The sequence below is a fragment of the Nostoc sp. NMS8 genome, from assembly GCF_017115045.1.
Classification (GTDB): domain Bacteria; phylum Cyanobacteriota; class Cyanobacteriia; order Cyanobacteriales; family Nostocaceae; genus Nostoc.
This window is the reverse complement of record NZ_JABXKK010000099.1, coordinates 58223-71997: the sequence shown is the minus strand read 5'-3', so window position 1 is coordinate 71997 and position 13775 is coordinate 58223. Positions and strand designations below refer to the sequence as shown.

The 13775-nt window shown below is 43.1% G+C and carries 15 protein-coding genes; 2 read left to right on the top strand and 13 right to left on the bottom strand.

Going from position 1 to position 13775, the window contains the following annotated elements:
- Window positions 1-66 precede the first annotated feature (66 nt).
- From HWQ39_RS24775 to HWQ39_RS24765, 3 genes are all read right to left on the bottom strand, one after another.
- The gene (locus tag HWQ39_RS24775) at window positions 67-435 is read right to left on the bottom strand and encodes a pentapeptide repeat-containing protein (protein WP_292850974.1); all 369 of its coding nucleotides are present in this window, start codon (window positions 433-435) and stop codon (window positions 67-69) included.
- Window positions 425-739 carry a hypothetical protein gene (locus HWQ39_RS24770; RefSeq protein WP_292850971.1) on the bottom strand — a complete coding sequence of 105 codons (315 nt, stop codon included), beginning with the start codon at window positions 737-739 and terminating at the stop codon, window positions 425-427. Before HWQ39_RS24770 ends, HWQ39_RS24775 begins: the two co-directional genes overlap by 11 nt.
- 128 nt (window positions 740-867) lie before the next feature.
- On the bottom strand, window positions 868-1419 hold the full coding sequence (locus tag HWQ39_RS24765; RefSeq protein ID WP_292850968.1) for a hypothetical protein: 552 nt from the start codon (window positions 1417-1419) through the stop codon (window positions 868-870).
- 362 nt (window positions 1420-1781) lie between these two features.
- On the opposite strand from HWQ39_RS24765, the gene HWQ39_RS24760 reads away from it, so the two are divergent.
- Together HWQ39_RS24760 and HWQ39_RS24755 are read left to right on the top strand one after the other, a co-directional pair.
- Complete coding sequence (locus HWQ39_RS24760) at window positions 1782-2882, top strand: D-alanine--D-alanine ligase family protein (protein ID WP_292850965.1); 1101 nt, start codon at window positions 1782-1784, stop codon at window positions 2880-2882.
- 201 nt (window positions 2883-3083) lie between these two features.
- Window positions 3084-3734: a hypothetical protein gene (locus HWQ39_RS24755; protein WP_292850962.1), complete on the top strand. Its 651-nt coding sequence runs from the start codon at window positions 3084-3086 to the stop codon at window positions 3732-3734.
- Window positions 3735-4695: 961 nt separating this feature from the next.
- Here the strand turns inward: HWQ39_RS24755 and HWQ39_RS24750 are convergent.
- The 10 genes from HWQ39_RS24750 to HWQ39_RS24705 form a co-directional block, all read right to left on the bottom strand.
- Window positions 4696-5628, bottom strand: coding sequence for an alpha/beta hydrolase (locus HWQ39_RS24750; protein WP_292850959.1), 933 nt, complete (start codon window positions 5626-5628; stop codon window positions 4696-4698).
- Between the two features lie 382 nt (window positions 5629-6010).
- Entirely contained in the window at window positions 6011-6517 is a 507-nt protein-coding gene (locus tag HWQ39_RS24745) for a DUF4112 domain-containing protein (protein WP_292850956.1), read from the bottom strand.
- Between the two features lie 88 nt (window positions 6518-6605).
- Entirely contained in the window at window positions 6606-7505 is a 900-nt protein-coding gene (locus HWQ39_RS24740; protein ID WP_292850953.1) for a YihY/virulence factor BrkB family protein, read from the bottom strand.
- Between the two features lie 28 nt (window positions 7506-7533).
- Entirely contained in the window at window positions 7534-7683 is a 150-nt protein-coding gene (locus tag HWQ39_RS24735) for a hypothetical protein (protein ID WP_292850951.1), read from the bottom strand.
- A gap of 30 nt (window positions 7684-7713) precedes the next feature.
- On the bottom strand, window positions 7714-9354 hold the full coding sequence (gene groL / locus HWQ39_RS24730; protein WP_292850948.1) for a chaperonin GroEL: 1641 nt from the start codon (window positions 9352-9354) through the stop codon (window positions 7714-7716).
- 104 nt (window positions 9355-9458) lie between these two features.
- Window positions 9459-9770 (bottom strand): co-chaperone GroES, encoded by a 312-nt coding sequence (gene groES, locus HWQ39_RS24725; RefSeq protein ID WP_292850945.1) that lies wholly within the window; start codon window positions 9768-9770, stop codon window positions 9459-9461.
- 1008 nt (window positions 9771-10778) lie between these two features.
- Window positions 10779-11507 (bottom strand): HEAT repeat domain-containing protein, encoded by a 729-nt coding sequence (locus HWQ39_RS24720; protein ID WP_292850942.1) that lies wholly within the window; start codon window positions 11505-11507, stop codon window positions 10779-10781.
- Window positions 11508-11676: 169 nt separating this feature from the next.
- Window positions 11677-12522 (bottom strand): HEAT repeat domain-containing protein, encoded by an 846-nt coding sequence (locus HWQ39_RS24715; protein ID WP_292850939.1) that lies wholly within the window; start codon window positions 12520-12522, stop codon window positions 11677-11679.
- Window positions 12522-12779: a phycobilisome linker polypeptide gene (locus HWQ39_RS24710; protein WP_292850936.1), complete on the bottom strand. Its 258-nt coding sequence runs from the start codon at window positions 12777-12779 to the stop codon at window positions 12522-12524. Before HWQ39_RS24710 ends, HWQ39_RS24715 begins: the two co-directional genes overlap by 1 nt.
- A gap of 84 nt (window positions 12780-12863) precedes the next feature.
- Window positions 12864-13733: a phycobilisome linker polypeptide gene (locus HWQ39_RS24705; protein ID WP_292850933.1), complete on the bottom strand. Its 870-nt coding sequence runs from the start codon at window positions 13731-13733 to the stop codon at window positions 12864-12866.
- Window positions 13734-13775 lie beyond the last annotated feature (42 nt).

The following is a 13775-nucleotide window of genomic DNA, read 5'->3' as shown; positions in this document are numbered from 1 at the left end:
TTACTTGACCTCTGGTAAATGAATTATAGATGTTAATAGTTCACCAATTTAATGTCTCAATCGCCTTCACACCTTCTGCATGTTTCTACTGATGGGGTCAAAACCTTTAGAAAATCGTGTGCTTTCATCGTAGTAAGCGCCAGTCAGATTCGCTCCATACAACTTGGCATAATTTAGTTTGGCTCCCCGAAGATTTGCTTCATTCAGTTTGACACCGCTCAAATTAGCTCTAGTCAAATTCGCATTGGCTAAGTTAGTTCTACTTAAATCTGCTCCCCAGAGTTTAGCTTTAGCTAGATTAGCTCCACTCAAGTCAGACCCCCATAAATTGATTCCAGGCAAATAGGCTCCAATCAACTTGTCTTTACTCAAGTTGACGGCTGTAAAATATCTTTCTCCTGCGGCAAAACGCCTTTTTAATTCCTCAGCATTCATGCGTTGCGTTCACCTTCCTTAGCAATACAGAAGTTATTTGTTCCCATTCCTGGCTTAGTTCTCCTAAAAACTCTGGCTGACCACTGCGCTGATACCAGTAACGGGTATTGTTCAAATCGCCTTCTTTGCGGTGCAGGTAAGCATGAACCCAAGCACTATCGGCATCACTGGCATTTCCAAGTATTTCATGAGCTTTGCTCCAATCACCTTTCTTGTCATACCACATTGCTTGCAGCGCTTTTGGTAGCGTCTGGGGACATGAGCGCTGCTTTTCGATTAATCGCAGGAATTCCTCTGTATTCACGATCGCCACCTAACAAGAATCAAACTTCTATCTCTAAGATACTCTTCAGCTTAAGGTTAACGGGAAAAGTAGAAGCAAGGGAACTGGGGAAGAAGAACAATTGATTATTAACCAATGCTCAATACCTTTCAAATCTGCCTCACTGGAATAATTTCAAACTCGAAAGTACTGATCAAACGGTCATCAATATAAACCTCTATTCTATGCTTACCAACTGGATCGCCAGGAGCGATCGTCCAAAAATTTTCAATTACACCTTCTGGAGCCGATTGTATACGCCGTGTTACAGATGTAGTGCCATCGGCTGATATTGAGAAATTTTCACCGTTATCTGTACCCCAAGTTTCTGGAGGTTTTGGTAAACGTAAGACTTCGCGCCATTTCACTTCACCTCGGTAGTCTTTGAGTTTTATCCGCCATCCGTAGGTGTTTCCTTCCTGAAGTGGTACTCTTGTTGTCTGAAAAATGGTAACGTTCCCTTGGGAGTCAACTCTCTTCAGCCCAAACTCGGTGTTACTGACAACAATCTGTTTTACATTCGTTGGCACAGGAGATGATATAGCATTTTCTACCAAAACAGAAGTAGCGTTGATTGGCTCAGAACTGATGGCTCCAGATATTAGCCAAAAAGAAGCTAGCACAGCAGTAGTAGTCCAAATTCTCATTATTATGGTTTTCATGTCAGACTTTTGATACTTATTCAAGTAATCTGCCATGTTTTCCGGGTCAAGGTTCCCTATGGTTGGGCAAAGATAAAATTATTTTTACGAATTGGGCAACATCCATTGAATTTTGAATTTTGAATTTTGAATTTCGCCTTGCGGTACTAGTCCTAACAGTAATAGGACTTACGCAGTGAAAACCTGAAACCTCGATCCCCCCTAACCCCCCTTTTTAAGGGGGGGATCTGAAAAGCCCCCTTTTTAAGGGGGTTGGGGGATCTCTTCTGCGTAAGTCCTAAGTAAAAGAAATCAAAGAAAAAGATGGCAACTTTTGCAGGTTATGATACGCTATCTGCTGGAGAAGTGTCGAGGAACCGAAAATGACTAAGCTGCGCGTGGGGTTACTGTTTGGCGGTCGTTCGGGAGAACATGAAGTTTCGATCAACTCAGCACGGGCGATCGCTAAAGCCTTAAGTGCAGAGGAAAATGCTAATAAGTACGAAATCCTGCCTTTTTATATCCAAAAAAATGGCCGCTGGCTTGCAGGAGTTGTACCTCAAAAGGTTTTAACAACCGGTAGTCCACTACTGGAATCGGAAGAATCAACTTCTGAAGGAAATCTGACATCCAACCCGCAAGCCCAAACCCTGAGTAAGTGGCAATCTCCCTCTCAAGTTGCCCAAGTGGATGTTTGGTTTCCCATTCTCCACGGCCCCAATGGTGAAGATGGGACAATTCAAGGGTTACTGACTTTGATGCAGGTTCCCTTTGTGGGTTCTGGGGTGTTAGGTTCGGCAATGGGGATGGATAAAATTGCCATGAAAATTGCCTTTGAGCAAGCGGGACTACCACAGGTAAAATATAAGGCGATTACGAGAGCGCAGGTTTGGTCTAATCCTTGCGTATTTCCGAAACTTTGTGATGACATTGAGGCAGCATTAGGTTATCCCGCTTTTGTCAAGCCTGCGAATTTGGGTTCATCAGTGGGTATTGCGAAAGTGCGATCGCGCCAAGAATTAGAAGCAGCTTTAGATAGTGCTGCCAGTTACGATCGCCGATTAGTTGTAGAAGCTGGTGTCGTTGCCAGGGAAGTTGAGTGTGCCGTTTTAGGTAACGATCAACCCCAAGCCTCTATCGTTGGAGAGATTACTTATGACAGCGATTTTTATGATTATGAAACTAAATATACTGAAGGTCGAGCAGATTTACTGATACCTGCACCGCTTCCAGATGCGATCGCTCGTCAAGTTCAAGACATGGCTTTGCAGGCTTTCGCAGCTGTTGATGCTGCTGGGTTGGCAAGGGTAGATTTTTTCTATGTGGAAGCGACACAAGAAGTTTTAATTAACGAAATCAATACGTTGCCAGGCTTTACTGCAACGAGTATGTATCCTCAACTCTGGGCCCATAGCGGAGTTCCTTTTCCACAATTAGTTGATCGGTTAATTCAACTTGCGATCGCTAGGCATTCTCCTAGTTGATGGAGAAAATAAGCGAACTGATTTCAGATTATTACAGCGAAAAGTCACAATAAATACAGAATTTTGGCAAAACTCAACCGAATTTGGTAGCCTGTATTTTACAAAAAAGCTACTTGAATCTACACTTTTGCTACGGATACCTGATGCTTGACTCCTCCAGTACAATTTATTGACTAGAGGGGTACAAATCTGAAAGTAATCATGGAAAAAAGTCAGAATGTACAGCGCGAGCCAACCCAACGAAGACGGGCTACTCCAGAGCTGACAAACAGGAAATCGAGACTAAGAAAAAGCTCGAATGTTCTGATCTATTTAGTTGTACATCATCCTTGGCTATTGCTAACTGGGTTTTTAGCCATGTTTATGGGAGGTGGTGCCTTTGCGCTGTATAGCTTAGGTAATGCTGGCCCGATAACACAGGAAGAACCAGAAAAAATCCCAGTTATAGTTGAAGAACCAATTAATGCGCCCTCTGAGAACACTAATCCTACACCTTTATGGATGGTGGCTGCGATCGCCCTCAGTTGTGGTAGTGGTTCCCTATTCATTTTCCGAATGTTCAACCGGACAAAGATTAGCAATAAAGTCCAAAAAGAGGTTAACCGTCATCAGGCACGTTTGGCACAGAACCATTACCAAAAATTGGAACCACATCTTCCTAAGAACCAACCAATTTTTGTGCCACAGCCACAACTGATGCCCCTTATGCAGATGCAACCCAAGACAAAGCATCTGGTGACGGTTTTACCAGCAGAACACAAGCATCACCTCGATACGCCCACAGAACCTTTAGCAGACTTGATGGATCTTCGTAAAAATAGTTCATTGTCTGCAATTTTACGCCAGTATTAATACTACCGTAAAGTAAAACCCCGTTAAATTAACACTTTTTGCCAATTACTTGGCTGAGATTCTCGACTTTTTAAATAAGTCGGGAATCTTGTTATATAGCGTTTCTCATTCAGATGGGGTACACGTTATATCGCAAGGTGTAGGGGCACGGCATGCCGTGCCCCTACGGGTATACCTCATGTAAACGAGAACCGCTATATACACATTATTTATTGTCATATAGGGCAATACGCTTGGGTTAAGGGCTACTGGCAACAATTTTGGGTTTTTAAGACGCGATAAATCGCCGTCTCTACAAGTATTTTGTTGCTCATTCTGAACTGTATTGCCATATAGGACTCCTATTTGATTTTTGAAAAAACTCATTATATCTTTATTCTCCGTTCCCTTTCTTTACGAGTGATTCAGAAATCAAAGACGCTCGATAGCGCAGCGGTAGCGACGCAGGAGCGTCTGACTCGCTACCGCTGCGCTATCGGATTGCTATAGCTGCTTAAGAGCTTTTAAAAAGTTATATATGAGCAATTAGCAAATTTAAAAACCTGCCAAAATGGCAACCAGCTTTCGATTAACCAAGTTAAATTGTATAAAGATAAACGACTTCAAGGGTTTTGTTATCAGGGGCTACCACGTAAGCAAATTTATTTTTGTAAAATACTATTTACTAAGTGATTGGTAAACATAAAAAGCTATCTCTATCAATTATTTACAGAGTATTTTCTCAGTAAATAAATATCAATAATTAGGTTTAGCATTTGCTGCAACAGGAATATTAAATGCGTATGGGCGTTGTTGTTTAAGTACGCATTAGCCCCCAACTAACGGGCAACGTCTGTATATATTCCTGTTCACTTCAGCAGCAAATAGCAGAGTGGGAGTTTGAAAGCTGACTGATATGCTTCCTCCCACTCTCTTTTTATGAAAACAGAATTCAGGTTGATTCTGAATTCTGAATTATTCTCTAAAAATTAGTATCACGTAAAAACTTAAGAATTGCTGCATTCAGTACTTCAAAAGCACCGCTTGAAGCATCATGACAACAGTTAGGCAAAATCTGTAATTTAGAATTGGGGATATGCTGATGCAATTTTTCACCATGACTAGGAGGAAACCAACTATCTTGTTCACCCCACAAAACTAGTGTAGGACACTTAATTGCACTCAGTTTATTTTGAATTTTGGTGAGCATATTTGGCTTATTTGCTTGCCAATTCTCAATTTCTCGCGCGGCTATTTGTAACTCTTCGGCAACTTTTGCAATTGTACCAGGCAATTCAATAAATGGGTAAGTTATCCAATAGACATCTTCCTGTGTCAGGATTGAGGGATCAAATAATACCCCACGTCTTTCTATTGCCATAATTTCTCTAAATAGAGGTGCAAACAGATATGCCAGACGTAAGGAGTCAATTGTTTGCATTATTTCTAAAGGCGTTTGGGCTAGTAACCACATAGCCCAATGGGGTAGATATTCGGTAAAAACAGGTACGTTTACTACTACAAGCCGCCCGATTAATTGCGGATTTTCTTGAGCAAGGGCAAGGGCAACTAATCCCCCCAAAGATTCAGCCACAATTACTGCGGGTTCATCACATAATGCCTGAATAACTCTTTTAAACTCAATAAGTTGATGCCCACTATGTTCTCTACGAAATAATGGTTTTTCAGAAAAACCAAAACCTTTAGCATCAAAACAAATTACCCGATAATATTTAGATAATGGTGCTATAGTGTGGCGCCAATTGTAGCTCCAACTCCCCATACCATGTAATAAAATTAGCGGTTTACCTTCACCTTTTTCGCCATAAGCAATTTGTATAGGATACCCTTTAGCATCAGTAATAATTAGATTTTGCCGCCCTTTAGGAAAAGTAGCTTGCCACCAATCTTTCATTCCGTTATCAATAAATAATTGAACATAATTGAACTAATTCTAGGGGTTTAATAGTAATTATGCACAGACTAAGATTTTACGTCATTACAAGCGTTGACGTAGCCTCTCGTCCTTGGCGTCACGTCGCAACTCTTGGAGACGCCAAGGACGAAAGCTCCGAATTAAAAATTAAAAATTAATGATCCCAATAAATAAATTTAGGGGCTTGTAAATGAACTTCGTATTTCTTGCGCCCAACGGGAAAACCAGTCGCCTACAACGGGTTTCCCGCCGTAGGCGCTGGTTCACTGTGCCACTCGTTATACATTTTTTTGCTTCTCCATAAATAAATTTAGGGGCTTGTATCTTTTTCGTTTTCGGCCATTAAGAATTACGGATTATTTTAACCACCTGTTAAAGCGTTCCACAGGATTCTAATTAAGATCACAGGCAATGCTACTAAGACAATTGAGATTAGCAACAATCCCACCAAAACGGCAAAGATAAACCATCTGTCTGCACTCTTTTGCTCGCTGGGAAACTTTAAGTACTCTTCTAATAGCTTGATATTATTAGTGTTAGCTCTCCAGGCAAAATCAAAAAAGTCTCCCAAAACTGGAACAGTGCCTACCAAGCCATCAACGATCACATTTAAAACCATTTTACCTAAAGTGGCTCTAGATACACCCAGCCGCGCTGCTTCTAGGATGATGTAGCTAGAAAACATAACTCCCAAAAAATCACCACCAATCGGTATGAGTCCAATGATTGGATCTAGACCAAAACCAATCTTTGTACCAGGAATGGTAATAATATTATCCAGAAGCCGACTTAGCTGACGCAGGCGCTTTAAGGTGGGTGCTTTGGCATCAGGTTCAATCATCGAAAATCGAGGAGGAGAATCAGACATGAAGGCGATCGCTAAATTTGTATTGAATCGTTAGATATTTTACTCCCCTACTGATCTTTTGCAATCACTATTTTCAGGGATTTACTATTTAATATTTTTCTTGAGATTGCAACTGCCCTTTTAAGCGCATATCTTCGCCCACAGTTACGTTTAACTGATCGCCGATTAACAGCACAGCAGCGCTCATTGACAGCCAGAGCATTAAAACTATCACAGCCCCTACAGCACCATATACTTTATTATAATTGCCAAAATTCGCCACATACAACCGAAAGAGGGCAGACAATATTGCCCAGAAAACAGCAGCTAAAATTGCTCCAGGCATCATTGGCGTACCTGAGTTCCATTTGCTTGGGCCATAGCGATAGACGAAACCAAAGGCGACAGCAACAATACTTAAAGCTAAAGGCCAGCGTAACAGCTGCCAAAGATGTAACAAAAAGATTAAAGAAGCATTTTCATGTACTACTATTGCCAGCAGCCAATCACTGGTAAACACTAAGAAAGAAGCCAATACTAAAAGCAACATAGTCCCGACTGTTAATCCCAGAGAGACGAGTTTGGCTTTCCAAAAAGGACGTATGTTTTCTGGAGGAATTTGATGAATTTGGTCGAGGGCTGTCATCGCGGTATTTACCGCCCCAGAAGCAGCCCAAATTGCTAAGGCAAAGCTCAGAGAAAACAAACCACTGTTTTTGGAGTTGGTAATCTCTGTAGTGGCAAAATCACGAATCAGATCCAAAGCTTGTTCGGGTAGGACTTGACTTAGTTCTACCGCCAGTTGTCTAAAGGTGGTTTGCAAAGATTCTGCCAATAAGCCAATGGCTGTAATCAGAGCAAGAATTGCTGGAAACAAGGATAGCATCGCATTGAAGGCGATTTCCGAGGCAAGTCCCAAAAGTCGCCTTTCGATTGTCCTGGTAAAAGTTTTTTTGAGTGTGCCCCAATTGAGGTGGCGAAAGAAGCGGAAAAAACGAGGCCTTGGCATAATTTAGAGTTAAAACTGGTTAGGTTTCTTAACTACTGTGCCAAATTTTGTGTAGCGATCGCACTGATCTTTTTACCGCAAGAATACGGGGTGGAGAATGAGGAAGATGAGGTAATATGCAATGAAACAAGAGGCGATCGTTATAATTTGGCACGATCGCCTCTTGAGATTTAGGCAAGACGCAAAAACTTTCGCCAGGGATTAACAATTAGTAATCGAAGTCCCCACCCAAACCGCCACCACCAGGCCCAGCAGGAGCAGCATCTTTTGGTTCTGGCTTGTCAACTACAATTGCCTCAGTGGTCAGCACCATACCGGCAATTGACGCTGCATTCTGTACGGCCGAGCGGGTCACTTTGGCAGGGTCAACAATTCCAGCTTCAAACAAATCCACAAATTCGCCGGTGGTTGCATCATAGCCCACATTGAAGTCCTTCTCTTTCACGCGCTCCGCAATTACAGCACCGTTTTGACCTGCATTCTCGGCAATCCGCTTCAGAGGGGCACTCAGGGCGCGAGATACAATCAACGCCCCTGTCAACTCTTCATTTACTAGGGTAGATTTTGCCCAGCTTTCCAATTCAGGAGCTAGATGGGCCAGCGTCGTACCACCACCAGGAACGATACCCTCTTCAACAGCAGCTTTTGTCGCGTTGATGGCATCTTCTAGACGTAGCTTGCGGTCTTTGAGTTCGGTTTCAGTGGCGGCACCAACTTTGATCACAGCAACCCCACCCGATAGCTTCGCCAAACGTTCTTGCAGCTTTTCTTTATCATAGGAAGATTCGGTTTCTTCGATTTGCCGGCGGATTTGCTCTACCCTGGCTTTAACGGCTACTTCATTACCATCGGCAACGAGGGTCGTACTATCTTTGGTGATGGTGATTCGGCGAGCTTTACCGAGTTGGTCAAGCTTGGTGGCATCTAGCCTCAGACCGGCATCTTCTGTAATCAATTGGCCACCTGTAAGAATGGCAATGTCTTCCAAAATAGCCTTACGGCGATCGCCAAAACCAGGAGCTTTCACAGCTGCTACATTCAGCACTCCCCGGAGCCGATTTACTACTAGGGTAGCTAGTGCTTCTTTCTCAATGTCTTCAGCCAGAATCAGCAATGGGCGACCTGCACGGGCAACCTGCTCTAGTACTGGTACTAAATCTTGTACCAGGGCAATTTTCTTATCTGTAATCAGCAGGAATGGCTCATCTAGCACTGCTTCCAACCGTTCGGTATCTGTAGCAAAATAGGGAGAAATATAACCCTTATCGAAGTTCAACCCTTCTGTAACTTCTAGTTCGGTGGTGACTGACTTACCTTCTTCTAGAGAAATCACCCCTTCACGACCAACTTTATCTAATGCTTCTGCAATCAGCGCACCTACGGCTTCATCGTTTCCGGCAGAGATGGCAGCAACTTGAGCGATCGCTTTAGAGTCTTCTACGGGACGCGCGTGTTCTTTGATCTTGTTTACTAGAAAGCCTGTGGCTTTGTCGATACCACGCTTGAGTTCGATGGCATTAGCACCAGCAGCGACGTTCCGCAATCCTTCTTTGACAATGGCGTGAGCCAAAACGGTTGCAGTTGTAGTACCATCTCCGGCAGCATCATTGGTTTTGGAAGCGGCTTGCCGGATTAGGGCTACACCTGTGTTTTCAACGTGATCTTCCAGTTCAATTTCTTTAGCGATGGTTACACCGTCATTGACGATTTGAGGAGCGCCAAATTTTTTCTCCAAAACAACGTTACGGCCTTTTGGGCCAAGGGTGACAGCTACCGCCTCAGCGAGAATGTCAATTCCTCTTTCCAGAGCGCGACGAGCATTTTCGTTGTAAATGATGCGTTTTGCCATAGTAATTCCAGTTCCCTTTAATAGTGTGTAGGTTGAGCAGTTGCGATTGTCATTGGTTATGGCAGCTTGTGGAGTAGCAATGACCAATAACTAATGGCAATCGACTATGAAACAATTGCCAGGATGTCTTTCTCAAACAACAGGACATATTCTTCTGTACCAAGCTTGATGTCGGTGCCTGCGTACTTGGAGTAGAGGACTTTATTGCCAACTGCAATATCGATCGCTTGACGAGTGCCGTCATCGTTACGCTTACCAGAACCCACTGCCACAATTTCACCCACCTGCGGCTTTTCCTTGGCGCTATCAGGTAGAAAAATTCCGCCCGCAGTTTTATCTTCTGACTCACTAACCTTGATGAAGACGCGATCGCCCAAAGGCTTCACAGTAGATACACTCAACGTTATAGCGGCCATACAAAATTCTCCAAATTAACTTTCTTCATGTGGACAAATGGGTGTAATTAGGCGATCAATTGTTACTCAATGGGGAGTTACAGCTATTTTCAGGACAATAGATCACAAGGTAGGGGCACAGCATTGCTGTGTCCTTACGACAGATACATGAAAACTGCTGTAAGTGATTAGGAGGACAGTTCATCATGCTTAGTATTTCTCAAATCAAAAACTAGGAGTGGATAGTTTTCTGATGAAACAAATCTAAGGAACAGTGAAGTAGTCCAAGATCAAAATCCGGTAAGTCTATCGAGATACCGGATTTTACTATGTTAAGTATCATGTCACATGGTCTTGTAAAAATCAAGGGTTTGGAAACGCTTAAGCTTAGTGAAGTAAGACCTTGTTTCAGCATTCGATTCGTATTTCGATTCTGGGACTCCTTGCAGTTGGTAAATTGACATGAGTTCGATAAACCTCTCCCTAGCCTTGAACTAAAGTTTAAGTCTCTCCCTCTCCGAGTCGGAGAGGGACGGTTTTGCGTAGTAAAACCAGGGAGAGGTCTTTTTTACGGCTAATTATATGGACACTATATGATTCGTCGAACTCACGTTAAATTGGAATCTCTGCCAGGTTCGGGTATGTCTGTCACCAGATGAAATCTGCGATCGCTCCACTAAATTATTACCTCAACAGCTGTTTTCGGGGGAATGCTGTCATGGCTGATAGGTTGACTATAGAACTAATACGCTTGGGTTTTCGAGACGCGATAAATCGCCATCTTTACAAGTGTTTTGGGCTTATGTGAACTGTATTGATAAAATTTTGCTAAGACTGACTGTGCAGCAAATGCCTTTACCATCAATCGCCAGTCTCTCTCCTGGGATTGCTGGAACAAAAACTGATGCTAAAGAGGTTTTCTAGATAAGCTTGTATTCTCTGCAATTGGAATCGGCTAGAAATTTCTAGCCGATTGTAGAAGTCTCCAAGTACTCATAGCCTGGGGATTGTGAGGAGGTGATGGGTACTTCAACGTCTACCACCACCACGATGAGGCACTTCCGACACATCAGCATCTTCTAGCTTTCTTTTCGGTGCAAACACTTCTTGATGTTGCTGCTGTTGAATTTTTTGCTGTGCAAACTTGACGCGGGTGCGAACTCCCAAATCGGCATCATTATCCAGTATTTGCTGAAGTTGATTTGTAATTCGTGATGCTTGATCGGGTAAAGTAGTTGCTATAGTGATCGCTAGTATTTCTAAACTGGTCACTGCTGCATAGCGTACTACCCACTCTGGATCTTGAGAAATTAGTAATAGCGCCTCTAATACCTGAGTCTGAACAGATTCCACTTTCTGTGGCGGTAGTTGATGCCAGCGCAAAGTGCCTAATCCCCTAGCAGCAGCCCGCCGTACACTCAAGGAAAAATCGGTTTTTGCTGCCTCGAATAAAGTATCCAGTGCCCGAACATCGCCAATTCCTGCTAAGGCACGAATCGCCCAGGCTCTAGCACTGTAGTTGTAGTCATCAATTAGTTCCAATAGAGATGGTACTGCGGGTTCCCCGATCGCAATCAGCCCATCGACTGCCGCTACTGCCGCCCCTGGATTGTTGTAGCCCAAAGCTGCAATCAGGGTGGGAACAGATTCCTCTATACCAGCTGCCGCTAACTCCTGAACTGCGTCTAATAAGCGATCTGAGGAGTCTGCTTCTTCTACAGCACGGATCAATATTTGGGCAAGATCACTGTTATTCATAATAGTTTTTCATGGGTCATTAGGGATCAGCCAATTGTAGCTTCAGTTATCCGTAGTTGGCACTACACATAAACCCCCTAGCCCTGATTTTGCAGTTGGGTTGGGGGTTTACATTTGATAAGTATTTTTTTAAACGTATTAATAACAACTAATTCCTGGAAATTTATAACTACAACAGCAAGTCCATCAAATTCATCACTTTCATCGCACCATCTGACAAAGTGCTTATTGCTGTGTGGTTAACTTGATGTTCTAGTAATGCTTTCAGAGAAATTAACTTCAGGCTATTTTCAGCAAGAGTCTCGGCGATCGCATCTGCGGCGGGTAAATATCCAATCGCTCCCAAATCTGCTAAAACTGCTCGACGCAATTGCAATTTCTCACCCGCCAAAGCTTGTACCAACCGTTCTCCATAAACTGGCTCTTGGGTTAATTGATACATGGCTCGTGCGGCAGCATATTGCACCAATTCGATTGGATGCTCTAAAAATGGTTTTACCAAATGGGTGAACTCAGTCGCCCTCAAGGTTCCCAAGGCTTCTAATATGGCCTCGTAGGGTTGAGATAAATCAGGCTGCTTTGATATTAGCTGCTCACCGTGCAAACCTACTTGTAATAAATTAATCAAGACGGGAATACAAACCGGATCGCCCAGCATTTCTAAGGATTGTGCCGCCGCTTCCCGCACATAAAAATCTGAGCAGTCTAAACACGCAATTAAAGGTGAGACTGCCTGGCGATCGCCTAGTTTTCCTAAGGCTCTAGCTGCGTTCCGTCGTAGAGGATATCCGCCTTCTGGTGTCCGATCGGCTTCATCTTCTAAAGCTTTAATTAATCCTGTAACCGCAGCTGTTTCAGATATCCGAAATCTACCCAACCACCAGGCAGCATAAAACCGCAGACCTAAATCTGAACTCTCTAGATGAGCGATCGCTTGCTCTACCGTTAAAGATTCACCATCGCCAGAGTTCCCTGTCGATGGTGAATCTTCAAATTTCTGAGGACTGGAATTCATTATGAAGAAGGAGGATCGCTTTGTTCGCTATCTGTTTTAGCTTCAGCGTTCAATGGTTGAATGCTCACTATTTTGCCACCCAAGCGAGTAATTCGCTGCATTTCTTGATTCATCCGGTTCTCTGGTACTGTGAAAAACACAGTGGCACTAGAACGAATGGGATAGTTGGTTTTTTCAGTTTCTTCACTTTGGCGCAGACCCACTACTTCGTACCGAAAGTAGCGACTACTCGTTCTACTACTAATTTGTCCAACCATAAAATTAATTCCTAATACTAAATTGTTGTTATTGTCATTAGTCTTTTGTCTTTAATAATGACTAATGACTAATGACTAATGAGACTAAAGTGGTTTCACACTAGCTATTTTACCACCTTGTTTTACCACTCTTTGGAAGTAAGTAGATAGTTCTTCATAAGGTATGATCACCGCTTGGTTAACACGGCGGGTGCTAGGGTAGCCGGCACCGAAAACGCCTGCTACTTCAATGCGATAAAGTCTGCCTTCTTTGCCAAAAGTTCCCGCACCACCAAAAGTACTGTTGGGGGTAACGCCTTTTTCAGAAGCAACGTATGAAAAGCCGGAGGGGCCACCAGACGGAGGAACAACGATGGATGCACTATTGCGACCTAGTTCGCTAGCAAGGCGGGAAGATTTGCCTTTGAGTTGGGAGGTATCGCTACTGGCATAACCACGATAAAGCTGGAATATCCGGCTAAATCCGACAGTTTTCTGTCCTGTTTGGGTTTTAAAGCCGCGATAGTAAGGCACTATATTTTCACCAAAGCTAGATTGATACTCTGGTGAATCAATATAAGAATCAATATCGGCTTCATATCCCTTGTTTTGATACAAGTCCAAGTGATAGACGACATCAGACTCATCATAAGGGGCACGACCCAACAAATGTTTGTAGTTGAGTTCGATGACGCGAGTTTGGAAGTTGTCGTAGAAAAACTTCGATTTGTATAGTTCTGATTTAGCTAGTTGACGCACAAACTCTTGCACTGTAATTTTTCCATCGCGCAGGATAGATTCAGCACTTATGAGCCGATCAGATGTCAAGATGTAGTTGTTGCCCAAAACTTGACGATAGACGGCAGCAATTACTCTCTCAATGTCTTCTTTGCTTGCATTTGGACGCAATTCTACAGGAGACTGATCGCTAAAAGGTTCTGTTCCCAAACGGGAAGCTGCTGTTGTAATAGCCATTGGTAATTTTCCCTTTGTAATTAATAATTGGGGACTGGGGAT